The sequence below is a fragment of the Candidatus Neomarinimicrobiota bacterium genome (assembly GCA_021734025.1).
In the GTDB taxonomy this organism is placed as follows: domain Bacteria; phylum Fidelibacterota; class JAANXI01; order JAANXI01; family JAANXI01; genus JAANXI01.
This window is the reverse complement of sequence record JAIPJS010000007.1, coordinates 76,071-101,055: the sequence shown is the minus strand read 5'-3', so window position 1 is coordinate 101,055 and position 24,985 is coordinate 76,071. Positions and strand designations below refer to the sequence as shown.

The 24,985-nt window shown below is 49.1% G+C and carries 19 protein-coding genes; 2 read left to right on the top strand and 17 right to left on the bottom strand.

Annotated features, from left to right (window positions below; translation table 11 throughout):
* Positions 1-71 precede the first annotated feature (71 nt).
* Both K9N57_09605 and K9N57_09600 read right to left on the bottom strand, forming a co-directional pair.
* Positions 72-722: a DUF47 family protein gene (locus K9N57_09605; protein MCF7804433.1), complete on the bottom strand. Its 651-nt coding sequence runs from the start codon at positions 720-722 to the stop codon at positions 72-74.
* A gap of 196 nt (positions 723-918) precedes the next feature.
* Positions 919-1,920 (bottom strand): hypothetical protein, encoded by a 1,002-nt coding sequence (locus tag K9N57_09600; GenBank protein MCF7804432.1) that lies wholly within the window; start codon positions 1,918-1,920, stop codon positions 919-921.
* Between the two features lie 188 nt (positions 1,921-2,108).
* Here K9N57_09600 and gap point away from each other — a divergent pair, with 188 nt between their 5' ends.
* Positions 2,109-3,107 (top strand): type I glyceraldehyde-3-phosphate dehydrogenase, encoded by a 999-nt coding sequence (gap, locus tag K9N57_09595; protein MCF7804431.1) that lies wholly within the window; start codon positions 2,109-2,111, stop codon positions 3,105-3,107.
* A gap of 737 nt (positions 3,108-3,844) precedes the next feature.
* Here the strand turns inward: gap and K9N57_09590 are convergent.
* The 12 genes from K9N57_09590 to K9N57_09535 all read right to left on the bottom strand — a co-directional run bounded on the left by K9N57_09590 (position 3,845) and on the right by K9N57_09535 (position 19,446).
* Positions 3,845-4,966 carry a CNNM domain-containing protein gene (locus tag K9N57_09590; protein ID MCF7804430.1) on the bottom strand — a complete coding sequence of 374 codons (1,122 nt, stop codon included), beginning with the start codon at positions 4,964-4,966 and terminating at the stop codon, positions 3,845-3,847.
* 778 nt (positions 4,967-5,744) lie between these two features.
* Positions 5,745-7,751 carry a cytochrome b/b6 domain-containing protein gene (locus K9N57_09585; GenBank protein ID MCF7804429.1) on the bottom strand — a complete coding sequence of 669 codons (2,007 nt, stop codon included), beginning with the start codon at positions 7,749-7,751 and terminating at the stop codon, positions 5,745-5,747.
* Between the two features lie 86 nt (positions 7,752-7,837).
* A complete protein-coding gene (locus K9N57_09580) occupies positions 7,838-8,413 on the bottom strand; it encodes a cytochrome C554 (protein ID MCF7804428.1) in 576 nt (191 codons plus the stop codon).
* Positions 8,414-8,473: 60 nt separating this feature from the next.
* On the bottom strand, positions 8,474-9,208 hold the full coding sequence (locus tag K9N57_09575) for a hypothetical protein (protein MCF7804427.1): 735 nt from the start codon (positions 9,206-9,208) through the stop codon (positions 8,474-8,476).
* A gap of 16 nt (positions 9,209-9,224) precedes the next feature.
* Positions 9,225-10,100 carry a cytochrome c family protein gene (locus tag K9N57_09570; GenBank protein ID MCF7804426.1) on the bottom strand — a complete coding sequence of 292 codons (876 nt, stop codon included), beginning with the start codon at positions 10,098-10,100 and terminating at the stop codon, positions 9,225-9,227.
* A gap of 16 nt (positions 10,101-10,116) precedes the next feature.
* Positions 10,117-11,313: a hypothetical protein gene (locus K9N57_09565; GenBank protein ID MCF7804425.1), complete on the bottom strand. Its 1,197-nt coding sequence runs from the start codon at positions 11,311-11,313 to the stop codon at positions 10,117-10,119.
* A gap of 153 nt (positions 11,314-11,466) precedes the next feature.
* Positions 11,467-13,224 carry a hypothetical protein gene (locus K9N57_09560; protein ID MCF7804424.1) on the bottom strand — a complete coding sequence of 586 codons (1,758 nt, stop codon included), beginning with the start codon at positions 13,222-13,224 and terminating at the stop codon, positions 11,467-11,469.
* 415 nt (positions 13,225-13,639) lie between these two features.
* Positions 13,640-15,289 carry a hypothetical protein gene (locus tag K9N57_09555; GenBank protein ID MCF7804423.1) on the bottom strand — a complete coding sequence of 550 codons (1,650 nt, stop codon included), beginning with the start codon at positions 15,287-15,289 and terminating at the stop codon, positions 13,640-13,642.
* 93 nt (positions 15,290-15,382) lie between these two features.
* On the bottom strand, positions 15,383-16,639 hold the full coding sequence (locus K9N57_09550; protein ID MCF7804422.1) for a cytochrome c3 family protein: 1,257 nt from the start codon (positions 16,637-16,639) through the stop codon (positions 15,383-15,385).
* The gene (locus K9N57_09545) at positions 16,636-17,700 is read right to left on the bottom strand and encodes a cytochrome bc complex cytochrome b subunit (protein MCF7804421.1); all 1,065 of its coding nucleotides are present in this window, start codon (positions 17,698-17,700) and stop codon (positions 16,636-16,638) included. Before K9N57_09545 ends, K9N57_09550 begins: the two co-directional genes overlap by 4 nt.
* Before the next feature lie 7 nt (positions 17,701-17,707).
* Complete coding sequence (locus K9N57_09540) at positions 17,708-18,145, bottom strand: ubiquinol-cytochrome c reductase iron-sulfur subunit (GenBank protein ID MCF7804420.1); 438 nt, start codon at positions 18,143-18,145, stop codon at positions 17,708-17,710.
* A gap of 266 nt (positions 18,146-18,411) precedes the next feature.
* The gene (locus K9N57_09535) at positions 18,412-19,446 is read right to left on the bottom strand and encodes an MBL fold metallo-hydrolase (protein ID MCF7804419.1); all 1,035 of its coding nucleotides are present in this window, start codon (positions 19,444-19,446) and stop codon (positions 18,412-18,414) included.
* 470 nt (positions 19,447-19,916) lie between these two features.
* On the opposite strand from K9N57_09535, the gene K9N57_09530 reads away from it, so the two are divergent.
* The gene (locus K9N57_09530; protein MCF7804418.1) at positions 19,917-21,080 is read left to right on the top strand and encodes a DUF3524 domain-containing protein; all 1,164 of its coding nucleotides are present in this window, start codon (positions 19,917-19,919) and stop codon (positions 21,078-21,080) included.
* A 138-nt stretch (positions 21,081-21,218) separates the two neighbouring features.
* Here the strand turns inward: K9N57_09530 and cysK are convergent, their stop codons facing one another.
* The 3 genes from cysK to K9N57_09515 all read right to left on the bottom strand — a co-directional run bounded on the left by cysK (position 21,219) and on the right by K9N57_09515 (position 24,982).
* Positions 21,219-22,151, bottom strand: coding sequence for a cysteine synthase A (gene cysK / locus K9N57_09525; GenBank protein MCF7804417.1), 933 nt, complete (start codon positions 22,149-22,151; stop codon positions 21,219-21,221).
* 139 nt (positions 22,152-22,290) lie between these two features.
* Entirely contained in the window at positions 22,291-23,298 is a 1,008-nt protein-coding gene (locus K9N57_09520; GenBank protein MCF7804416.1) for a hypothetical protein, read from the bottom strand.
* A 196-nt stretch (positions 23,299-23,494) separates the two neighbouring features.
* On the bottom strand, positions 23,495-24,982 hold the full coding sequence (locus K9N57_09515) for a glutamate synthase subunit beta (GenBank protein MCF7804415.1): 1,488 nt from the start codon (positions 24,980-24,982) through the stop codon (positions 23,495-23,497).
* Positions 24,983-24,985: the final 3 nt, after the last annotated feature.

The window sequence follows — 24,985 nt, the reverse complement described above, 5'->3', positions numbered from 1 at the left end:
GTCCTCAGGGCAGTGTCTGTTTCCCCGGATTCGTATTGCACACGTAGCAATACGTGTCCCCCTCCTGTACCTCATATACTCAGCTTGATGGCAGCGATACCCAAACGATCACTCACGACTTCCGCGGTATCGGAGATGCCTTCGATTTTGACGATAAAATCCCGGATGTGCATTTTCTCTGCCAATTCGGGTATCTCATCGGACTGAAATATCGCCCTTTTGATCTTGTCAGCGATTTTATCTGCTTCCTTTTCGTAGAACAGCACTTTGTTGATACTGTCCCGAACACGACTCACCTCTTTGAAATAAGCACGGATAGCAGAGACAATTTCATCAGATGCCGAGACCGAAGCATCTGCCAGATTACGGATCTGCTGATGGTATTTCTCCGGGAAAGACGGCTGCTCCACAGAAAATTGCATCAGGGATTCAGCCGTCACGTTGATGACTTCATCGGTATTTTCGATGATCCCAAGTACATCTCCGCGGTGTTCCGGAATTAACGTGTGTTCATATAACATATTTTCGATATCCCGGCGCAGGGTATCCGCTTCGCTTTCCAGGTCATCCAGGTCATCCAGGTGCTCCTGAAACGCCTTCCGATCCTCTGTGAGGTAATATTTGATCCCTTCCTTAAACAGTAATCCACCCCGGATGACGAAATCCAGGTAGCTCTCGATCCCTGATTCAAGCTGTTTGGATTTTTTAAAGAGAATCGGCATGGAGTCCTCCTTCCGGCTCACGGTTATTATTTCTCAAAGTTACGTGAAATCCGGGTAATAATCAGATGAAGAATGAAACAGTATGAATATTGAATCACAAATTTCGAATGTGAGATCTCGAAGTTTCAATTCACTCCTTCAGCAGAAGACCGATACTTCAACGGTTGGACTTGGACACTCATCATTTGTTTCTTTCTCACTCCCACGCTTCCGGCAGCACGGTATTCTCAAAAATATCGCTGGCCTGATCCCGGAGATATTCAGGGCCCTGGTCTTGATACCGTTCGGACATGTGTATGAGTACCAGCTGTCCGGCATCCGATTGCCGCGCAATTTCGGCTGCTTGCTTTGATGTCAGATGGTAATTTTGTGCGGCTAATTCTTCGTCCTCAGCAGCATAGGTACTTTCGCAGATCAGCGTATCCACCCCGGCAATCAGACGAACCAATTTTTCTGTGGATTCTCCTTCAAAGACGCAATCAGTGACATAGGCAATAGTTGCGCCCTCTTTCTTTCTGAGCAAGATTTCCCGGAGTTCCCCCAGCGTTCGTTCTTTCCCGCCGGATTCTATTTTTTCGGCATCATCTCTGGAGAAATCTTTCACTTCTTCCAGCCATTCCCCGGGTTGCAACTGAAGGGTGTCGAGTGCATTTTTGTCAATATTCCATCGCGGTGGCTCTTCTACATAGTAGGCAATTGACGGTGTCCTGTGCGACAGATGGACTGCGTGAACCGTGAAGCTACTCTCATCGATAATCGCGGAATCGAACTGTTTGGATTCCATCGGATGCGGACGGCGAAATTCTTCTCTGGCATAAAATTCTGTTGGGTACAGAGAATCTGCAGCGATATCGGTCACGCGCCAGACGGTTGGACTGTCTCCGATCAAATCCCAGGAGACTCCCTGTAATCGGTGGCCGATGATGTCGGCTGCGCCTTCCGGGCCCCATACCCGCACCGGGTTCGACTCCCGGTTATAGTTCATCCGGAGGAACCGATCGAACCCGGCGATATGATCCAGGTGAAAGTGAGAAAAGCAGAGATGATCTATTACCATAATCTCTGATGGTCGAAAAGCATTCAGGCAGCCACCTCCGCAATCAAAAAGGAGATGACGGCGCATTTCCCCTGAATCTACCTCTGCGAACAACGCATTATCCCCAAACGGTTCACCCAACACCCGAAAATTGATACTCATGCTTCTACAGCGCCTTTCAGCTTGTCATTTCATTAACATTCTGAGCGGAAAATTACAGAATGTCCAGTAAATGTTCAGGAAAAGTACAATTTATCAATAAATAATTCCCTTAATAGTTGATGTTCGACCCAAACTCTCGTATTTTTTTCAGATGGAATTTTGAACAGTATAAACAAGGAGGAGGAACAATGCCAAATGTAGCAATTAACGGTATGGGACGGATTGGCCGTGCCCTGCTGAAAAACCTGTTGGACAAGCCGGAATTTGACGTCGTTGCTGTCAACGATATCGCCGATATTGAGAATATCGCTTATCTGTTGAAGTTCGATTCTGTTTATGGTCGGCTTGGCAAATCCGTGGAAACGGGCGACAAAAAACTGATTATCGATGGTGAATCATTTGACTATCTGAGCGAGAGGGACCCGGGTGATCTGCCATGGGCCGACAAAAATGTAGATCTGGTATTCGAATGTACCGGTCTGTTCACTACGAAGAAGGCCTCATCGGCGCATGTGGATGCCGGCGCGAAACATGTTATTATGTCCGCTCCCGCCAAAGATGAAGACACGGCTATGGTCGTCCATGGCGTGAATTCCGAAGCCGGTGACGGGCAGAATGTCATCTCGTGCGCCAGCTGCACAACTAACTGTATTTCGCCGGTCGTTGAAGTCCTGGATCGTCATTTCGGCGTAGAGAAAGCCACAATGACGACTATCCACGCTTACACGTCGAGCCAGGCAATCGTTGACGGTCCGCACAAAAAGTTCCGTCGCGGTCGTGCAGGTGCTGTGAACTTTGTTCCGACATCAACCGGTGCCGCCATTGCAACTACCAAGGCGCTGCCACAGTTGAAGGGCAAATTCGATGGCGCCGCAATTCGCGGTCCGATCCCCGTTGGCTCTATCGCCGATATCGTGTTCCAGCTCAGCAAAGATGTCACGGTTGAGGAAATCAACGATGTCTTTGCCAAAGAAGCCGAATCCGACCGTTACAAAGGAGTACTCGGGGCTTCCGATGAGCATCTGGTTTCCTCAGATATTCTGAAGGATTCCCGCGCATCAATCGTTGACCTGACCATGACTCAGGTTGTGGGTGGCGATCTGGTAAAGGTGATGTCCTGGTACGATAACGAATGGGGTTACGTAAACCAGATGATCCGGGAAGCGTCACGGATTTTGTCCGTATAAACTCTCGGAGCAATTGACGTTTCATCTTCAAAGACGAGGATGAACAAAAAAAGGCGGCTCGGATGAGTCGCCTTTTTTGTTGCAGGTATTAACCTGCCCGGAAAGTAATTGTGAAATGTCACTCGCCGCGACGAAGTGTGACATGAGATAGAACAGTAAATAATCGTTTGCCTGGAACCACCGGACACTAATATTGATTTGTGAAAGGTGGCTCCGATTTAGTTGGTATTCCCCTCTTTAGAGGATATTATGTATATGTCACCTTCGTGATATCTTGCTTTTTAACGAAAGGTGTTTCAGAACACATTTTTTAACCTGAGACAACACAACTCCATCCCTCCCGTAGGGAACCCCTTTGGGTCTGGCCCCTTCCTCTTTGAAAGAGGAAGGGGAACGCGTCTCCACACCTTCGATATCGTGTCTCTCTCTTCCGAAGAGAGCGAGAACAAGTAGGTGAGTTGTGTTGTTTATTTATTAGTGCCGCTGAAAAAAGAGTGCCTTGGAATGATTTATTAGCCGCGCAATCTTCACAGGGGCGGAATTTCGCGCCGGAAGTATATCACCAGCTTTCTTAAAACGGCTAAAGCCGTTACTACCAACAGCTCAGGCCAGAATTATAAATGGAGAATACTTTAGACTGGGGACAATGGATACACGACTCTCGACACCCTGGACCATAACACGTGAACACTGTTTTTCCTTATACCTTATACCCTAATACCCCTATACCTTTTACCTTATTCCCCATCCCCTTTCACTGGTGGTTCTTCGATTTCCGTCAGGTCTTTGGCGTCCCGGCCATCCTCATCAAAATCTTCCGGAACAATGCCCAGACGCTTGGCACGTTTGACCCATTCCTGCCGGGCCAGCACCTGCATATCCTCCACAGAATCTGCCTCGTCAACAATTTCCATTCCCAGCAGAGTCTCTACCACATCTTCCATGGAAACCACGCCAGCAGTACCACCGAACTCGTCCACAACCAGTGCGATATGTTCCAGGTTGTCCAGCAGGCGCTCAAACAGTTCCGGCAGCGGCATCATCTCCGGTACGACAATCATCTCCCGTTTAAATTCTCCCAGTGGAAGGTCTTCTTCATCCCGGGCCGCATGGAGCAAAATTTCATCCTTGAGCACGTAATCGGTGATGTCATCCCGGCTTTCGGCATAGACCGGAATCCGGGAAAACCGCAGTTGGTCATGCTCATCCACCATTTCACCGACGGTCATCGATTCCGGCAGCGCAAACAAAACAATCCGTGGCGTCATCACATCTTTCACCCGCACCGATCGGAACCGAAACAGGTTCTTCAGAATCCTGGATTCCTCCTCGTCGAATAACCCTTCCTCCTCCCCCATCTTCGCCAAGGCGGTAAACTCCTCCCGGCTCATCGACGTTTCCCCGGAATCGCTGGACAGTAGGGCCGTAATCCCCTGGGACACCTTTACCAACGGCAGTAGCACCCAGATGATGGGGATGAGCGTCCGGACCACAGCGGGCGTTAATTTCCGCCAGTACACGGCGCCGATGGTCTTTGGGATAATCTCTGACAGCACCAGTATTAACAGGGTAAGAATCGCAGAAAAGATCCCCACATAGGCGTTCCCGAAAACGATGGCGGCCTGCGCACCTGCGCCGGCAGCGCCAACAGTGTGGGCAATAGTGTTCAGACTTAATATTGCCGATAATGGTCGGTCGATATTTTCCTTTAAATCCCGGAGTCTATCGGCGACGGCGTGTTGTTTCTGTTCCATAGAAGCCATATACGATGGCGTCACACTTAGCAGGACCGCCTCCATGACCGAGCAGAGAAAGGAGACACCAAGCGCCAGCAGGACGTATATTATAAGAAGAGTCATGAACAGTTCGCGTGGGATCGTATTTTTTTATCCGGATTCATGGCATTCCATTGAAAATAGGAAACTCAGAGATGAGTATTAATTAATATTTTTGGGCTTTTTCAAATCTTGCAGCATACGTTTTCCCGTACTTTCTCCCGATATTGGAAAATCGAAACCGGGTACTGTAATTCTAATCTGCTGTCTTTACCCACTTTTCCTTTATGGGCTTGTGTGGACTTGTATGTTTCACCAGAATCATCTCAGATGAGGTAGAATAGTCGGAATTAACACCTGCATCACAAGGCTTTATGGGGAAAACCACTATTTTATACGCATTTCAATATCAGTAAAACTAATTCTTTTAAACACTTTTTTTGATAACCTCGATAAGTTACCTACAGGAGAGGTGAGAAAAAAATCCGGCGATGAAAACTGGTATAAAAACGCAAGTAGTACACTTCAGGTGAGAACTAAAACGGTATCTTATTTACCCGTTTTTTCTTGATATCCCATAGAGATCCCTCTGGGGAAAAAATCAAGCCCCAACGGGATCCCCATGGGGAAAACTCAGAACTCGCACGCGTATGCTAAAAATTGCCTTTCATAAAAAGTATCCTGTATGGAATTCATCTGATCAAATTTTATGTGGGTGCTCAGACACTGAGTTTCCGTTAAAAATATATCCAAACCGTTTCGCGCCTTTTAGTATCCAAGTGTACCACGCGAGTACCTTGATGCAAAACAGGGGGCTTGAAATCAAGCCCCCTGTTACATTCTACCTGGTCGTGAAAATCAATTATTCTCCCGCCGGTGGTTCCTCAGTTCCGTATTTTTCCACGTATGCCTGCGCACCGATCGACAGGTCATCCAGAGATTTCTTCTCGTTTTTATACTCCTGCACTTCCCTGAGCATGGCCTGGTACTTATCCGGATGCTTCTCCCGCCATTCCTCCAACGTCATCTCACCATTGAGCCATATCATACTCATAGGATATTCGTCCGGATGGAAGATCGTGAAGAAGAAGTGCCAAATCACAATAGCCAGAGTGGCCAGAATAGCTTCATAATAATGGATGGTCTCGGACACCTTAATCAGCCACTGCGGCGTATTTTCGCCCAGCATGGTCGGGAACCAAAGAATGAGCCCGGTAGCGGCCATTACCGCTGTCCCCCATATCAGCGCCCAATATTCGGCTTTTTGGGTATAATCGTAGTGTCCATACGAAGGAGGTGTCGGGCGTTTGCCAAAATAGTATTTCATCGCCTGCCAGAACTCCTTCACATCCCTGATACCGAACATCAGTTCCCGGATCTCTTCCCGGCCGCGTTTTGTGAATATCAGGAAATAGAGATGGTACAGTGACAGTGCGATCATAACTACGGCTGCCACCCGGTGAGTTGTTCCCCGGACAGCTTCGTTTATACCGATACTGCTAAAGAGTTGTACCCACCCGGCTTCCGGAAACTTGAGCATAAATCCGGTGATGACCAGCAAGGTAAACGAAATAAACAGAAGCCAGTGCTGATTCATTTCATTACTGGTCATCCGGGTAATGGTCGCTTCTTTCTTCTCATGGCGATATTTTTGCCGGGTTTTCTTAATCCAGATGATCAGGTTATGAAAAAACATGCCGCCGATGACCAGAATGATCAAGGCAATGTAAATCCATTTCACGATATCTTGAACCGGGAACCGCCCCAGCATCACGGATTCGTGGGTATAGGACATACCGAACTGGGTCGTGGCACCTTCGTGACAATCGCCGCAGGTTTCGGCAATGTTCGAGCGGGCAATAGATGATTCTGGATCGTCCTGGGGGAGGATCAAATGGGCGTTGTGACAATCAGCACAGCTAGCCGCATCTTCCGCCCCTCTCAGCACGGCCAACCCGTGATAACTATCCTGGTAGGTACTGACCTGATTGGCCGCACCAAAACCGTATTTTGCCGCCAAATCCGGATCATTATGGCAATCGGCACACGTCTGCTCAGCCTGGCGCTTTTTACTGACACGTGACCCTTCCGTCTCCGTCCGTTGGATGGAGTGTTCTCCATGACAGTCGGTACAGGATGGCGCTTCCCAGTTCCCGTCCGACAGTGATTCGCCATGAATACTTTGTTCGAATTTCGAATAAATTTCCGAATGGCACTGTCCGCACGTCTCCGGAACGTTCATCTTGTGCATTGTTGATTCGATATTCCGGCCGGCCAGAATTTTATGCGAACCGTGACAATCGCTGCAGGATGCCGCCTCCAAATTCCCCTGATCGATGAGCTCCCGGCCATGGACGGTGGTTTTATACATCTCCACTGCTTCCGGCTGCGGGATATCGTATTCCTCGATCAACTCTTCATTTTCATGGCATTTGGCACAGGTTTCCCATTCATTGGATCGGCTGACCGTTGACAGACTGTCTGAAGGCGGGTAGACATAGTGGGCGGTATGGCAACTAGAACAGGTCGCGGCATCTTCGTGGCCGGCCTGGACGGAGAGGCCATGGCTGCTATTCTGCCACTGTTCCTGCGTATCGTAATGGCACATGCCACAATCGACATCAGCCGGATCTTCCGGATGGGGAAATTCGGTGATGTCAGAGTGACAACTCACGCACCCGCCCATTTCAGCATGGGTCGAACCGCCATATTTCTCGCTATCAACAACCAGCGATTCATATTCTTCGACACCCATGGATTCCATCATCGAAGCATCGCCGTGACACATCAAACATTCGTCATCAGTCTGTCCGAAAAGGGGAACAGCCAGGAATAGTAGTCCCAGAATTAGTACTCGTCGGGGTAACATTCGTCTTGTCTCGCTTCTGTATATAAAAGATGCCACCCCGTTAAGACGGGATGGCATCAAAAGTGTTTCAGATTCTACCTTCGCACCTATCCCTGATTTTGCGGGTTCGGATGCGCGATCTTTTTGTACGATTCTTCGTAATTAAATCCGTCAAACGTCGGGCTTTCGTCGTTGTGGCACTGGATGCAAGTCTCTTCATCCGGATATTCCAGCCCGTGTACCGCAGCCTCCATGGTGCCCTTTGAAATACCCATCATCACCGGCATCTTCCAGTAATCACTCCCCGGGCCATGGCAAGATTCACAACTTACGCCCTCGGTCATGTCATATTTTTCGACCTTTCGGTCATCGGATGCTTCGTATCCGGTCACATGACATTTTAAACATTCGGGCGCTTCCTGGGGGTTATCAATTCCTTCAGGCGCAGCTTCCTTGGCCGCTTCGGTTCCGAGAGTTTTGTAGGCATTTGAATGCGGTGAAGACATCCACTGCTTATACTGTGCCCCTTTTGCCGGAGACATATGACACGGCATACATTTCTTTGCACCTACATATTTGAACTGGTTCGCGTCCGTTTCCGCATCATCCTGCGCAAAAACCATACTTCCCAGCACAAACACAGACAGTGCAAATACACCAATTGCTCTGAACTTTTTGCCCATTGATATTAGCTCCTTTCGTCTCATGTATTCAGATAAAATGACTGGATATGAAATCCAATATTAATATGTCCACTGCATTTCTTCAAATTCGCCGTTCACCATATGGCAAACCGCCGTACAGGTTCCTTCTTCCCTATCCCAGGAATTCATAAACGTTGAGTTAATCTCAGCAACCCCATCGCCGTCGATATGGGTATCCTCGTCAAAATGATCTACATCATCGGCATGGCACCCGATACAGGTTAAGCCTTTATCCAAATGGAATTGATGCAGACCGACGCCTGCATACACCGGTCCGGTTTCGCCGCGGAGTGCCGGCGGCGGTGCGATGTCCTGCTTGGTCAGCTCGCCCTCGGCGTCAAAATCACCGTGGCAGGTATTACAGGCTTCAGGTCCTGCCTCCCGAGTATGGCAGGTGGTGCAATCTTCCGTTATCTCGTTGCCAGTGTAATCCGATCCGTGGCAATACGTACAGGTTTCAATTTCCCAGCCTAGTTGCTGAACACGAACATTATGCGTCGCTTTCTGCTCTACCTGACCGGAATTGTGACAATCAGTACAGGCCACGCCGCTTTCGCCCCCTTCATCCAGAGTTTCACCGTGGCAGGTCATACAGTTATCTATACCGTGATTCGCGGCAACTTTCTCGCCGTGAAACACCTCTGAGTTTACGTCATTCCATCCCTGGGGATGCGTTGCAATATCGGTGGGAGATTTCTCTTCGCTGCAGGATAATACCACAGCCACACAGAGGATCCCCGCAATCGCAATCCTAAGAAACCGAAAAATCTTCATGAAGAGCCCTCTCATTCTAATTACTATGGCATTCCAGGCAGGTAGGATCGTCTGCCGGATTCGTGTGGCATGATGCGCAATTATCTATATCCATGGTGGCTTCCTCCGCGTGACGGCCTCCGCCTGCTTTCGTTGCCCAACTCGGTACCGAGTGTGTAATCGGCATCACCAGATTGGCCTGATGGCAATCCGCACAAAATTGTTTGCTCTCGTGGCATGTGCTACAATCCGTGGATTGCCGGCGTGCTTCAATCCCGTGCGTATACTCCCAGTTCGTGGGATGGGTCTGCTGCACCACATTATCGCCAAAATGGCAATCCTGGCAGAACGATTCCTCTACGTGACAGGTAGCGCACTCTCCCCGGTTTCCGGTACTGCTCACCTTCATACCGTGATAATTTTCCCAGGTCGCGGTATGGGTTTTCGGCGTTAACCGCTCTTCCGGACCGTGGCACATTCCACAATCTTCCGGCACCTGCTTCACATCCTCCATATGGCAGGAATAGCAGTCGTTCATCGTTGGCAGATGATCAGCTGTAATTGCCTCATCCTCGAGAATACCTTCATGGCATGAACTGCACTCAATTTCCTCATCTACCGCGTGGCGCTTGTGCGAAAAAATTGTCTGATAATCTGTGATACGCTTGAGATTTGTCGGTGGAGTCACCGCATCGCCATGGCACATGGTGCAGGTTTCTGCGTTGGGGAGTAAATCATCAGTGCCGGTGGTGCTTTCGGTGGCACTCATATGACATGTAGAGCAGTCGCCGAGTCCCATTTCGTTATGGTACTTATGCGAAAATTCAAAATTCGTTGTATCGCCATCGGAGGCGCCGAAGACAAGCGTCAACGGGAAAAGTACCAGCAAGCAAACCTGTACAAGAATTTTCATATGCGCTTTCACCTTCCTAGAACTGGTAACTGAGTTCACCCAACAGCCGGACGTCATTGGAATATTGCGGATTGGTTAAATAATACAGCCGCAGGCCCGTTGTTAAGGCATTCCCAAACCGATACCGTGCAAAAACATTGGAACCGAACGCATTGAGCGGTTCTTCATACGTTTCGTTAAAGACATAATCAAAGTAATCAACGCCAGCGCCCACTAACAGACTTTTTCCGAAGCGATGCTGGATGCTGCCGTAAGCGTTCCATTCTTCTGATGTGCCATCCTCGTTGGCCGCATAGACTACTCCGGCTGTCCAGTCGGAGGCAACCCATCCCAATTTGTATCGCCGGATGGTTTCATCCGTCATCATCCGGGTAAAATATTCCAGAGAAAGACTTCCGGTACGAGTCAGAAACCAATCAAATCCCGCCCTGACATTCGTATAAGGCTCGACGGCAAACTGCCAGTACCATTCCGGCAGGTCGAAATTCGGATCCCGGTATTTATATGCGGCGGAAACCGAGAAATTTTCACCGAACTGACGCCGGAGCTGTCCCTCTGCCTCCTGTACAAAATTTTGTGTGATATTATATTTAAAAAATCCGTACAAATTTATTCCCCAGAGATCGGCATAGCGTCCGTCCATTCCAGCGAAATTTAAAATCCGTCCCTGGCTCACCTGCTGATATCCGGACGCCCGAAGCGTGGAGTTCTCATTCCCGGTGTACCGTAGTCCCATGTAATATCCGTGCTCATCTTCCGGGTTCTCGATTAAACCGGCCCGATCGTACGGAGTGTACAGTCCCCAAATGCCTTCAATCGACCAGTGCGGCATCACCTGCCAATCCAGGCTGAGTCCATCAATTGCCCGCCGGATCATCTTGTTATAGGGATATTGCCGGCCAACCATCACTCCAATATTTTGGGTGACAGCCCAGTCGGCATACGCATAGTACAGATGCGTATTCCCGATACTTTCCTGAAAATAGTCTGCGCGTCTCAGTGCTGTTTTTAATGCAAAATTTTCTGATGGTTCATACTGTAACAGGATACGATTATACAGACGCATTTGCTGTTCTGTTGCCCCGTCATCGGCCCCCCGTTCCTGGGTTGTAAACTTTCCGATATACGCACCGGAAAACCCGGATTGGGCCTGCCCGATTATAGGCAGCAACACCAGCAGCGCCAACACGAATACAAGTCCGTTCTTTCTCATAATTGTCCTCAAATCGTAGTCCCGGATTCCTGTTTACTTATCCTGCCATGGAATTTGTTATTCGTCATCCAAATTAAATTTTAGGGGGGCTCTTAAAAGTGCTGCCCCCCTAAAATTCTTATTTCTCGTTCACTCAGAAACTACAGTATGCCGCTATTGCATCGCTGTGGTAATCCGGTCGGCTGCACCAAGAGTGGTGGCTTTTCCTCCAACCAGCAATCCGCCATCATCAAATGCGTTTGGATCGTAATACAGCACACTCTGCTGCAGCAACTGAATGACATACGCCGGATTATGGATACCCGTGCTTCCGTCGTCATACGCATAGAAGAGGTTGAAACCCCCTTTACGAAGTTCAACGGCACCAGACTCGGTACTGTCTGTGTAGGTATTGTTAATGGAATCCATAACCGTGGTCAGGAAACCGTCAGCGTTCGGGTCAGGATTGTCAAGATATTTCCCGCCGTTATTCGCGTTGTCATATTCCACCAGTTTGACGGCCAGCAGATGGATCAGACCTTCCACTTCATCCTGAACGGGTTCGATGGAATTGTCGTTATCGAAATCGTTCTTGGCCTGAATATCTCTGAAGGAATCGGTGATATCCGATCCGTGACACTGGCTACAGGATTCGACACGCGGTTCAAATGTATGTCCCACATTGGCGAAGTCCGTCGTCTCATCATATTCGGTCATGTAGACGTGACATGCTGCACAAGCGTCTTCCACCAGACCGTGACCGGTGCTGGCGAACTGAAAATCAGGTGCAACTTCTTCATAACCAGTGGTTCCGTAAACAACATCACCCTGGGTCGAACCGTGCGGCCCAAAGTGTTCGTCGCCTGCCGGAATCTGTTCTTCGCCATCATGACGTGCATGGTGACACTGAACACAGAGCTGACCTGCGCCGCCTTCATCGGCAACTTCACCGCCGAGGAATTCGTACGACGCAACCGTTCTCAACTGTCCGACATTGTCGCTATTGTGTGAATCATGGCAAACACCACACGTGATGCCCATCTTGTTTTCGGCGTTTGCATACAGATCGGTGTATTCATCGTCAAACGCTTCGACAAAACCGGTTCCGCTATGGCACGGCTGGCAGTACGAACGTGCACCAGCTCCATGAGCAGCGGTAGCCGGATCAAAGTTGTGAGCCGATTCTGTCCACTGTTCATGATACGGATGGTGCCCGCCTTCATGACAGACCGCACAGGTTTCTTCAGCTAAAATTGCTTCCTGGCTTGTGATGTTATCAGCGGATGGACCGCTAATGTGGTCACTACCGGGTCCGTGACAGCTTTCACACTGCACATCAACGAACTTCGCTGTCGGTACTTCATCGTAGCCGGAATTGCCGTCGGTATCCACCTGATTAACTGTATGGCACGGTTCGCAATACGGTGCGGGATGCCCACTGCTCTGCAGGCTGGCCCACGCATCGGCATGGCCCGTTTCAGCCCAATCCGTGTGCGTATCGCCATGACACTGGCCACAAGCTTCATCGCCGACATAGTAGACATCTGCGGAAGGTGCATATTCGTTTACACCCAGATCCCGCATACCGATGGCGATATTTTCTCCGTCGGTGGCGTGGACAGTCACCCGATAAACGCCATCTTCCGCCGGCGCTTTCCAGGTCACGGTATCACCTTCACTGACGTGTCCTACGAATTCGCCGTTCGCCGCAAACCATTTCAGTTCAATGGATGCCGCGTCGACTTCTTCATCGGTTTCGAGTGTTGCTGTCAGCGTTACCGTCTTACCCTGGGTAACCATGGTATCAGACGCAACAACTTCGGTGACTTTGATGGCCGGTTCAGCTTCAACGATCTTCTCTTTTTCACAGCTGACCAGACCTGCAACCACAAAACCGAGTGCGAGAATTAAAATTAGAGGCAACCTTTTCATTAAAAATCCCCCTTCAAATTGAAAAGATACAAAATTGCCAGAAATCGGATTCCAAACATCAATGGTCAGAACCGATCTCCGGCAAAAATTGGTTGCATTCTTCGAGAGCAACAGCAAGTCTGCCGCCAACAATCCAATATTTGACTGTACTGTTGTCTTCTCATTACGCAATATAATGTTTCAAATAATGTGCCAAGGGCAGAATTCGCAGAACCCCTGTGGGTTCTTATCTTTTTAGGCAGAATTGTTGAAAATATCAACACTATTTTTTACAAATAGGAAATCGGTTTCAAACTTTTCTCAATAATTGGACTTCTTTCCCCTACGTTGACTAATTCAACGAAAATCCGTGACATCACAACAGGGAAAGTAAATTTTTTCAACGAAATCCGATTGATGCTCATTTCCGGGAAAGTCACCCTTTTCGCGTATAAAATATCGCGATAGCCATCAGGCCGGCTCCGATGGCCACAAAGGAGAAAACCCGATAAATCGGCTCAAGTGCGGCCAAATCAATAATAAAGATCCGGAATACAGGTGCAACGATGCTGCTGAAACCAATCCACTTATAATATCGCAGATCCAATACATATCCCACGGCCATGATACCGGCGGACACAATAAACCAAAACATACTCACGTAACCTGGCGGTAAAAGGAGGGCTAAACCGTAAACAAGCATAGCATATCCCGTAAACACGTATATGTAATGGAAGAAAACCGGGGTCTTTTTAATCCGCACCGTTCCTACAGTCAGCAAGCGTTCGCTGAAAAATGCAACAATGGCAAAATGGACATTCACCATCCCTGATTCCGCCGGTACGAACAGATAGGCAAGGAGAACAATCAAATAAATTCCCATATTCGCCCAGATGATTATACCGGATTTGAACCAAATCGCTGTCCCGATAACAATCGCACTTTGCCATACTAAATACAGGAAAATATCGGGAGCTTCGGCTGCGGATAGTATACCGATAGTTAACGCAATGTAACTAAAGCTCGCATAGAAAGAGGTCGAATACTTACTCTGTCGGATTGTCCAGTGAGCTGTGGCGATAGCAAACAGCACTCCAGCAAAAACAAAATTCCAGAACGCTAAATTCTGATGAAAAAAGTGAAAGGTCACTAGCAGCGCCACGAGATAAAATCCACTGGAATTTACGGTAGTAAGGGCAATCCGGGTTACACGGGTTAGATACTCATTGACCCGGGGACGGAAACTGACCAAGGTGAAAACAATCAGTGTAGCCACGAGGTACACTAGCATCCAGTCATGCCGGGGGAGTAATTGAATCTCTTTTCCGAGAATGGGGTTATTTAAGAGATATATCAAGAATGATACATAGGTAAAACCTATGCTAGCAATTCCAAATATCTGCCAATGTTTGATCGAAAAGAGTAGTGCTGCCACAACAGCTGTTGCCACAATCAGGATAAGTGCAAAATGATGAGTATCACTCAACAATGCCGTTAAGAAGCCAAGAAGTACCGGCATAAACGCTAATAACTGTGAATCCTTTTGCCAGGTAATCCGGAGCTGGATGCCAAGAATGATTAACAAGAGCGTAAGGGCGATCGCCTTATTCGATATAATTGGCTCCGCATGGAAAAAATGGAGTCGCAGGGTCACATAGTACAATAAGAGCAAACTGCCCGGAAAAAGGATCTCCGACAAAAAGGTGAACCGCTTTTGCATCAGCCGGGAAAGGCCAAAGATCAAAAACGTGATCCCGTAACCTGTGACTGCTTGCCAAAATGGACGGAACTCGGTAAACGTATAGCTGATCAGAAAAATAAGTCCTAATATGAAGATTACGATCCCGGCCTGGGCAAACCAATATTCTCCGATACGCTGTTCAAGACTAATTTTAGGGGCGGAAGGCGTCCCGGCCAAAGCCTCCGCTTCCGTTGATCTCGGTTGTTCAGGAGTTGTTATCTGCCCTGGCCTGAATCCTGCGGCTCGTTCAAGCCGGCGGACGCGCTCATGCACCTTTTCCACCATCGTACGGAGGGTGGAGAGTTCACGAGCCAGATCCTGATAATCCGGTGCGTCGTCGCCCATGTTTCCTTCATTGTTATTGCCGGTTCGGCTCTTGAGCCGGCATTTTAGAAATGCAGAACAATGCGAGTCCCGGAATCCCGGGTCTATTTAAAATTAATCGGAAGGTTTTTGCTGTTCCATATGTCGTATCTTCAGATAAAGTGCAATCACAACGAGTGTGATGACCAGAGTAAAAATCCCCAACCCTTTTCGTCGGTAGTAAAATTCATCAATAAGCTCCCTGGCTGAACGGATAATTTCTTGTCCCACGGACAGCCCTTCATTTTCTATCTCCTCAACCCTGGATACGTCAAAACTGTGGATCATTGTACGGGTTTGAATCAATGACTGGCGAACTTCCCGCAGGGAATACTCCAGATCGCTGACCCCCATATCTTTCTCTTCAGCTCGCTGAATCATGACTTCAGCCGAATCGTAGACCATTTTCAGGGAGTCGATAGACTCAGACATGGCTGCCGCCATTTTATAGCCGCTGTCTCCTTCGCCGTGACAATTCAGGCAGACAGATTCCTCCCCGGTGCCAATCATCGCATCGGTGGGATGTTGGACCCCGTGATTTCCATGGCACGTTTCGCACTCAGGCAGATCCATCATGTCGAAGATCGGCTCATGCTTACTTTCCTGAAACAGATCCATATTATTGATATGGCATGTTCCGCACACCCGGGATATGGAAACTATCCCCGGAGGAGTAGCGCCGTGATTTCCGTGACAGTCATTACATGCCGGCGCACCGATATCCTTGTTCTCGAGAAGTGCTTGCCCGTGCACACTCCCGGCGAATTCTTCGTACTGGTCCGTTGGAATATTGTATTCAGCCATGTACTGTGAATTGCCGTGGCAGGTGTTGCATGTTTCCGGGACCCGTGTTGGATATACCGGCGAGCGGGGATCGTCTACCGGCAGCACACCATGGGCACCGTGACAGCTCGCGCACTCAGCAACTTTCGCATCCCCCTCCCGGAGTTTCTCTCCGTGACGACTCGTCCAGTATTTCGCGAGCTGGTCGACCGCCAATCCCGGATCAAACTGGCGCATATATTCCGGATCAGCATGACACGATCCACAAAGATCCGGAATTTCCGCGGGATCGGGTTTCCCGCGAAATCTTGTTTCCGGCGCCTTCGCTGCCTCAAAATCCATCGTAGTCGGATCCCCGCCATGACAATCGGCACAGGTCACATCCTTCTGGGCATGGATATCCTGGGATTGCGCATGGACGATACTATCGTAGGGCGCCCCCATCATCTCATGACAGTCAGCGCAGGTATTTATTTCTTCCTCCTGTTGACCGGAAGCGATTGATACAAATAACAGGCTCAATACAGTGACAATGAGTATTCGTTTCATGAGAGCGTATATCCTAAAATTGTCATGACGAGAATGAAGATGACGACAATTATTCCTATGTACGTTAACAGTTTCGATTTATGTCCCCGCTGGGAGGAGCGATCGAAAAACGGAATCAAAATCCAAAAAATACCTGCGATAGCAAACGCCATGACGCCAACGGTTTCTCCTTCGAGCCCAGCGATGTGTGCGGGCAACATCTTGAGCGTTTGGAACATAAACATAAAATACCATTCCGGGCGGATGCCCGCTGGCGCTGGAACGAAGGGATCAGCCTTTGCTCCGAGCTCCCAGGGAAAGAAGACGGCCAGGATGGCCAGTACGTTGAGCACGATGAGCCAGATAAGAAGATCCCGCAAAACAAAATTCGGAAAAAACGGCATCGTTTTCAGCTCTTCCTCTTTGGCACCGATGGGCTTACTCATACCCTGGACCTGGACAAACGCAAGATGTATAACTAGGAAGAGAGTAAAAATTCCCGGAAACAGCGCTACATGAAATCCGAAAAAGCGTGAAAGCGTAGCCCCGGTCACGTCGCTCCCGCCGCGTAACAGGGTGAGCAGAAAATCTCCTACGAACGGCACAGCGCCGACGATATCGGTCCCGACTTTAGTCGCGAAAAAAGCTAACTCATTCCATGGGAGCAGGTAGCCACTAAATCCAAATGCCATAGCCAGCAGGAATAACACCATCCCCGTTATCCAGGTCAGTTCCCGTGGTTTACGATACGCCCGCGTAAAAAAGACGCTGAACATATGGATAAAGGCAGAGAGCACCATCAAATTCGCCGCCCAGCTGTGAATAGAGCGGATCAACCAGCCGAAATGGACTTTTGTCATTAAAAACTTCACACTCTCATACGCCTGGTCGGCACCGGTCCGGTAGTAAAACAGGAGTAAAATGCCGGTCGCAACCTGAATCAGGAACAAAAAGAGGGTGATTCCGCCGAAGTAATACCAGATAGTCCCCTGAAACAGAGGCACCTTTTTCTTTTGGGCAAATTCCGTGACGGAATCAACGGGATATCTGTTTTTTAACCAACTTAGAATTGACTCTTTCATAATATATTTACGTCCTTTTCGATACGTAGACGTCTTTTCCCTGAATATTAACGTCGTATTCTTCCAGCGGTCTGGGTGGCGGTCCGGAGATATTACGCCCCTGCAGATCGTAATGGCCGTTATGACAGGCACACCAGATATGCTCCAGGTCGTCCCGATATTGGACAATGCAATCCAAATGGGTACAGATGGCCGTAAAAGCACGCCACTCTCCTGCAGGCGTCTTGATCAAGAGGCCCGGTTTATTTCCGAATTTGAATATTTTACTGGAGTTATTTGCTAGTTCATTAACAGTTGCAGCCTTGACCGAAGAAACCACCGCTTCCGGAATACTCGGCGGTTGGAGGTATTTTAATACCGGGAAAAATATTGCGCTCAGCCACGCAATTACTCCCCCTCCGAGCAACCAGTTTACTATAGTCCGACGCTTGAAATCCTGGCTCATTGAATCCTCATTTTCACTTGTATGCTTTAACAGAGACTGCCGGGATAAGTATCAAAACCGGCGATAAAAAAAGAAGGTCGTTTAATTATTTTACAAATTTGATGCCAGGAGTGTTGAAATATTTTACAACTACTGATATATGGGCATTATATCAAAATGTGACTTCGGCTCTCATTCATAAAATAAGATGAGAACAACGCTCTCATTTCTCATAATTAAGAGAGATTATCGTGGTGTATTACCGGTTTTGAAAACGCCTGTAACCTTTAGGGGAGGGAAAAATTCCTGAGAGTTTTCTGCGCCTCAGTACCCTGCAGTATACGCCATCCTTCTTCCATCATCCTCCTGGTTTCACCGTGGGCAAACACGGGAAATCGCTCAGAAGGGATCCCCGCAGATTTCAAGGATTCTTTCAGCAGGATTGGTGGTTCGTCCATGGCTTCGTCTGTCAGTTTAATCGTGCCCCAGTGCATGGCAATCGCATATTCTGCCCCCAGGTCGGTAAAAACCTGCACAGCCTGCGACGGATCAAGATGCACTGGCCCCATAAACCACCGGGGCGCATAGGCGCCGATTGGGAGGAGCGCGACATCAATCGCGGGGAAACGATTTGCGATTTCTTTGAATCCTGGAAAATAACCGGTATCCCCGGCGAAGTAGCAGACATGATCAGTCGATTCGATCACCCAACTGGCCCAGAGAACGTCATTCCGGTCGAACGGCGTTCGGGCACAAAAATGCTGTGCCGGAGTCGCATGAAATGTAAGACCATCATTGGAAAAACGCTGCCACCAGTCCAGAGCAGTAACATTCGGCATCCCGTGGCCCCGGAACCATTTATCCATTTCCAGTGGCACGATAAAGTGGCTGCCCCGGTCTGCTAAATATTTGACAGTGTGATAATCCAGGTGATCATAGTGGTTATGGGAAATCACTACAAAATCGATTGGCGGCAGGTCCTCGAGTGGTAAAGCAGGCGGCACCATTCGCTTTGGGCCGGCCCATTGCACCGGACTCGCACGGTCGGAGAAAAACGGATCGGTCAATATCGTCTTACCATCGATTTCGATGAGGAATGTAGCGTGGCCTATCCAGGTATAGGACGGACTACTGTTTTCTCCAAGGAAGGAAAGATTATTTTCAACCCACGGGAGCGTATAGGTTTCCGGAATCTCTGGCTTATCGCTGAAACTCCATTTGAGCATATCCCGGAATCCATGGTCTTCCCAGGTAGAATACGGATTCCGGAAGCCGTTCTCAGTGTGATGGGCCGGTGATGTCGAGTGTACAGTGCTATCCATGGAAATTCCGTTAATCGTAAGATTGAGCAGTAGCATTATGAAAATCATGAGCATGTATTTAATGTTTTATTGGTAAGTAGTACGTAATGCGAAAAGACCGTGTTAGGGTGTTAAGGTGTTATAGTGCTACAGTGTTATCGTTGTACACCTTCTTAATCCTAATCTCCCTTTTAATCCCTTTTGTTTGTTGTTGAGATTTATTGCGAATCCTTAATATTTATAATACTGATGCAATCCCGGGAAGGAAAGTTTCCCACAACAACCAACGACCACCTTTTTCATTCTAAATTTTTCGTTTTTCCCGATCACCCCTCTAAAGAGGGAACCACCAACAGACGATACATTTTGGATATAGGATTGAGTACGCTCGATGCATGTTCTTTTTAACGATAACACAAGTAACACTTTAACACTCCTGTTCTCATACCATATACCCTTATACCCCTATTCCCTCTTCCCGCAGGAAAGGTTTGAATAATACTCCGGAAAATAGTAAGGTTCCAGAGATTTCACTCGCAACGAAATTTCAGGAGCAGAAAGTGTCCCGGCCCATCTATGGACTCGAACCGTTTTTCGGTGGCTCCCACAAGGAGTTTCTCCAGGGGTTGAAAAATCACCTGGATTGGCCCTTCCGGATCCTTCCCATGTCCCCTCACCACTGGAAATGGCGGATGCACAGGTCAGCGCAATACTACGCGGATGTTATCCGGAAGGAGCAGCTGGAGCCGGGGATTATCTTCGCCTCTGATTTCACTCATCTGTCAGCGCTCCGGGGTTTGATGGATTCTCCGTCACAATGGACCTGGCTGCTTTACTTCCATGAAAACCAACTAACCTATCCGTTCCGGGATAAGAGGGAGCGGGATCTCACTTTTGCCCATATGAATATTCAGTCGGCGATGGCGGCGGATCGGGTTTACTTCAATTCCGCATTTCACCTCCGGGATTTCCTGGAAGCCATTCCGGAGTTCTACCAGCGATTCGTGGATTATAAACCGCGGGAGCTCGTCCAGCGAATCCGGTCAAAATCGATTGTGATGCCGCTCGGCCTTGACCTGCAACGCTTTGATTCCGTATCACCTCCATCCAATGAATCCGATGCCGGTACCATTCTCTGGAATCAACGGTGGGAGCACGACAAAAATCCAGAGCTGTTTTTCAGGAGTCTCTTTCAGCTGGCTGAGGACGAGATCCCGTTTAATTTGATTGTTTGCGGAGAACGATTCGAAGATTATCCGGCAATTTTTGATACCGCCAGGGAGCGTCTCTCCGGCCATATCCTTCACTGGGGATACGCCGAAGAATGGGCACGGTACGCCGAACTGCTCCATCACGCCGATATTGTTCTTAGTACTGCACAGCATGAATTTTTCGGCATTGCGGCTTTAGAGGCACTTTACTGCCGGTGCTATCCGCTGTTTCCAAAGCGGCTCGTCTATCCGGAATACGTACCGGAAGCCCGTCAAGGCCAAAACCTGTACACCTCTGATCGTGACTTATATCGCAAGTTGAAATTTGCGCTTACCAGGCTCGAGGGCACCCGGAATATTCACTTCAGAGATATTGCGGGAGAATTCGACTGGACCCGGATGGCCCCCAGATGGGAACAACTTTTCTCTTCCTGGGACAGATAATGCGGAATCCAGACGGTACCGTCGCGCTGGCGTTTTCATCAAATCGTTTTTTAGGTGGAGAGGGATGCAGAGTATTCTTTATCCGCCAGCCATAAAGGCAATACCACGCAAAATATAGTGAATACTACCGGTGAAAACCTATTTGTCGAACAGCGGTGTAGAAAGATAGCGTTCGCCCGAATCGGGGAGAATTGTGACAATGGTTTTGCCGGCATTTCCTTCTCTGGCAGCCACGTTTAGCGCTGCAGCCATAGCGGCGCCGCTGGAAATCCCGACGATAATTCCTTCCTTCTGAGCAAGATCTCTGGCAGTGCTCCAGGCCGTTTCGTCATCAATAGTCACGACTTCATCAACGACATCCACGTCCAGAATCTCCGGCTTGAATCCAGCGCCAATGCCCGGAATCTTATGGGACCCGGGTTCCCCGCCGGACAATACCGGCGATCCGGCCGGCTCCACCGCGACGGACTGGATCTGTTTTCCCTGGTCGTGTTTGATGAATCGGCTGATTCCGGTGATGGTGCCGCCGGTCCCAACACCCGCTATCAGTATATCGATTTCTCCGTCCGTGTCTTCCCAGATTTCCGGCCCGGTGGTTTTTTGGTGAATGTCCGGGTTGGCAGGATTTTCGAACTGATTCGGCATAAAATATTTATCCGGATCGGAATTCAGAATCTCTTCCGCTTTATCAATTGACCCACGCATACCTTGATCGCCGTCCGTTAAAATCAGCTCCGCGCCAAACGCATGCATCATTTTCCGGCGCTCTTCATTCAAAGTTTCCGGCATGGTCAGAATCAGCGGAATTCCTCTTGCGGCGCAAACGTATGCCAGCCCAATCCCGGTATTCCCGCTGGTTGGTTCAATCACAGTCGTTTTATCAGTAATAAGTCCGCGTTCTTCAGCATCCCAAATCATGTTGGCGGCTATACGACACTTCACGGAATAGGCGGGATTCCGGCCTTCCACCTTGCCATAAATTTTTGCGTCCACTCCATCTGCCAATCTGTTGATACGAACCAGTGGCGTGTGTCCGATGCTTAAACTGTTATCCTGATACAACCGTGCCATGATTTTCCTCTGTTTTTATTGAATTCATTATTGTGTTAAAAACCATTCCAACCCATTTCAAAACAAAATATAACGGGTGATATGCAAAATCACATCCCTGGAATCATAACAAAAAAGATTGTTTACCCGGAGAAGGGTGCTACAAATTTCTCAACAACGGGACCCATGGGAGGAAACTGAGAAAAGCACTCCGGGTTTGAAATCCGATGGAAGGAAAAAGCATTTCATGTTCAATCCCGGGGGTATATAGATATCGTACTTGTCCGACCAATTGAATAAAGAGGATATTGACCGAGGCCTCAAATCCGGAGGTATAGGTCGGCCCGACATTTTCATCTTCCATTGCGAAATCACCGTATTGAAAGGTCGTATATTTATAATAGCCCGGGCCGATCCCCCCGAATACTCCAAAACTAAAATCGGGTTCTTCGAACCTGACCTGCAATTCGGCCAAGCCCATATATACATCCTGTTCGTAGCTATTAAACCCGAAGTATTCATTAGTGTGGTCTACCTGTTGTCGAAAATAGCCGAGTGTCACAGCCGGGCGGACTGTAAATGATCCCAAACCAAAAAATCGGGAGAGGTATCGGGTGGTATAAATCAGGTTTTCGCCGGACGGCTCGGTTATATTTTCTTCCAGATTTTTATCCGTTTCCAGCATCACCAACGTTTGCCACGGATAATGCGGGAGTGAACTGGATTTTTGGGGCGTTGCCGTCGGAATCGGCTCCGGTATGGGTTCCGGTTGGGGTGGCTCCACAAATGTCTGGCCGGCAAGTTCATGCGCGACGGCTTTCATCCCGTTTCGGAGCAATCCGTCGATCTGGCCTTCATAATCGTAGGTCGCCACCCCGGTAATTTCAGCCGATTCCACGTTGACAAATCGTGCGGCAATCGAAAACGTATTCCCAACCCGGCTAACACTTCCGCCAACCATCTTCTCCACGCCCAACACGCGACCGACCTCTACCAGGCATTCGGTTGAAGTACAGCCGGACAGTTGAAAATTCTGTTCCTGGAAAATGGTCTCCATCATACCGCGCTCTACCACCTTGAATTCGCCGGTGAGGAACAACTCGGTTCGCAATCGATCTGAGAGGGCACTTGCCTCGGTTGCCGGTACTCCCTTCGCATCGAATTCCATAACAGCAATGTTGGTCTCCGCGCCAAAACACTGCGTAGCAATAGCAACACATATGACAAAACAGATAAAGTTCTTCATGGCTGTGCCTGATTTACGGGTTTACTACATCAAAGATATTTTATCGCCTATCCAAAGAGAAATCCAATGATAAAAGTCACACCTTGAGGTGTATCAGGTAGGTTTTCACAATTTGGGTTTACCGAAATTGCCGGTTCACCGGCGGGTTGGCCGTCCGCAGACTACTCGGCAGATGAGTCTCGCCCATCAAATATTTGTCGATATTTCTGGCGGCATCCCGGCCTTCCCCGATTGCCCACACGACCAGCGATTGTCCGAGATGGGCATCACCAGCAGAAAATACGCCCTCCACCGAGGTCATCATATTGTCGTCGGTAGTGAAGGTGCCGTTATCATTGAATTCGAACCCGCTCTCCGCAAACGGGCCGGACTGCGGTCCCGAAAATCCTATAGCAACCAGAACCAGGTCCGCAGGTATATGGAGATTTGGCTCCAATGTGGTTTTATCGATACGGCGCCGGTTTTCATCGTAGGTCCATTCGACCTTTTCGGCGTGGAGGTGATCCACCCGGCCGTCGTTATCGATATCGGTGAATCCGAGCGTATTCAAACTGAATTCTTCCTTGCCGCCCTCTTCCTGGGCATACGTTTTCCGGTAAATCAGCGGCTGAAACGGCCACGGCGTATCCACGGAGCGATCCAGCGGCCGCCGCGGATTAATACTGATCTGTACCACCTGTTTCGCGCCCTGGCGATGAGCAGTCGCCACACAGTCGGCGCCGGTATCACCGCCGCCGAGTACGACCACGTTCATATCTTTGGCAGAGATGTCCTTATCAACGGCCTTGCCGTTTTGGCGGCGGTTCTCTTCAATGAGATACTCCATGGCGAAATGGATACCGTCCAGCTCCCGGCCGGGGATCCGGACATCCCGTTGCCGTTGGGCGCCGATGGCGATGCATGTGGCGTCGTACTCGTTGAAAACATCCTCTGTGGGTAGATCCACGCCGACTTCTGTATTGATCTTGAACTCGATCCCCTCTTCGATAAGGATATTTACCCGGCGCGCCACGAGTTCTTTGGCAAACTTAAAGTCGGGGATCCCGTAACTCATCAATCCACCGATCACATCATCCCGTTCGTAGACCGTCACATGATGGCCGGCTCGGTTCAACTGCTGAGCCGCGGCAAGGCCAGCCGGCCCGCTGCCTATGACGGCCACGTGTTTCCCGGTCCGGGTCTTCGGCGGCTGCGGTTTAATCCAGCCTTCCTCCCAGCCACGATCATAGATAGCCCGCTCAATATTTTTAATGGTGACCGGATCGTCGTTGATGGCAAGAACACAGCTGTCCTCGCACGGCGCCGGACACGTATAACCGGTAAATTCCGGAAAATTATTCGTGGCATGGAGCATCTTCAGCGCCTGTTTCCAGTCACTCCGGTAAACCAGATCGTTCCAGTCGGGGATCAGGTTTCCAATAGGACACCCGCCCATACAGGTCGGCACACCGCAATCCATGCAGCGCTCCCCCTGATCCCGCAGCTGCTGTTCATCCCAGTCGGGAGCCCAAATGTGGGAGTAATCCTGTTTCCGCTCTTCGGGGTCCCGCTTTTTTATCTTGATCCGCGGATGCTTCAGATATCCATCCGGGTGTTTTTCGCTCATATC

Coding starts and splice junctions, on each gene's coding strand:
- K9N57_09565 (MCF7804425.1), bottom strand. CDS start 11,313: ATGAGAAAGAACGGACTTGTATTCGTGTTGGCGCTGCTGGTGTTGCTG.
- gap (MCF7804431.1), top strand. CDS start 2,109: ATGCCAAATGTAGCAATTAACGGTATGGGACGGATTGGCCGTGCCCTG.
- K9N57_09570 (MCF7804426.1), bottom strand. CDS start 10,100: ATGAAAATTCTTGTACAGGTTTGCTTGCTGGTACTTTTCCCGTTGACG.
- K9N57_09560 (MCF7804424.1), bottom strand. CDS start 13,224: ATGAAAAGGTTGCCTCTAATTTTAATTCTCGCACTCGGTTTTGTGGTT.
- K9N57_09575 (MCF7804427.1), bottom strand. CDS start 9,208: ATGAAGATTTTTCGGTTTCTTAGGATTGCGATTGCGGGGATCCTCTGT.
- K9N57_09550 (MCF7804422.1), bottom strand. CDS start 16,639: ATGAAACGAATACTCATTGTCACTGTATTGAGCCTGTTATTTGTATCA.
- K9N57_09515 (MCF7804415.1), bottom strand. CDS start 24,982: ATGAGCGAAAAACACCCGGATGGATATCTGAAGCATCCGCGGATCAAG.
- K9N57_09580 (MCF7804428.1), bottom strand. CDS start 8,413: ATGGGCAAAAAGTTCAGAGCAATTGGTGTATTTGCACTGTCTGTGTTT.
- K9N57_09590 (MCF7804430.1), bottom strand. CDS start 4,966: ATGACTCTTCTTATAATATACGTCCTGCTGGCGCTTGGTGTCTCCTTT.
- K9N57_09540 (MCF7804420.1), bottom strand. CDS start 18,145: ATGAGCCAGGATTTCAAGCGTCGGACTATAGTAAACTGGTTGCTCGGA.
- K9N57_09605 (MCF7804433.1), bottom strand. CDS start 722: ATGCCGATTCTCTTTAAAAAATCCAAACAGCTTGAATCAGGGATCGAG.
- K9N57_09520 (MCF7804416.1), bottom strand. CDS start 23,298: ATGGAATTCGATGCGAAGGGAGTACCGGCAACCGAGGCAAGTGCCCTC.
- K9N57_09600 (MCF7804432.1), bottom strand. CDS start 1,920: ATGAGTATCAATTTTCGGGTGTTGGGTGAACCGTTTGGGGATAATGCG.
- K9N57_09545 (MCF7804421.1), bottom strand. CDS start 17,700: ATGAAAGAGTCAATTCTAAGTTGGTTAAAAAACAGATATCCCGTTGAT.
- K9N57_09585 (MCF7804429.1), bottom strand. CDS start 7,751: ATGTTACCCCGACGAGTACTAATTCTGGGACTACTATTCCTGGCTGTT.
- K9N57_09555 (MCF7804423.1), bottom strand. CDS start 15,289: ATGGGCGACGACGCACCGGATTATCAGGATCTGGCTCGTGAACTCTCC.
- K9N57_09535 (MCF7804419.1), bottom strand. CDS start 19,446: ATGGATAGCACTGTACACTCGACATCACCGGCCCATCACACTGAGAAC.
- cysK (MCF7804417.1), bottom strand. CDS start 22,151: ATGGCACGGTTGTATCAGGATAACAGTTTAAGCATCGGACACACGCCA.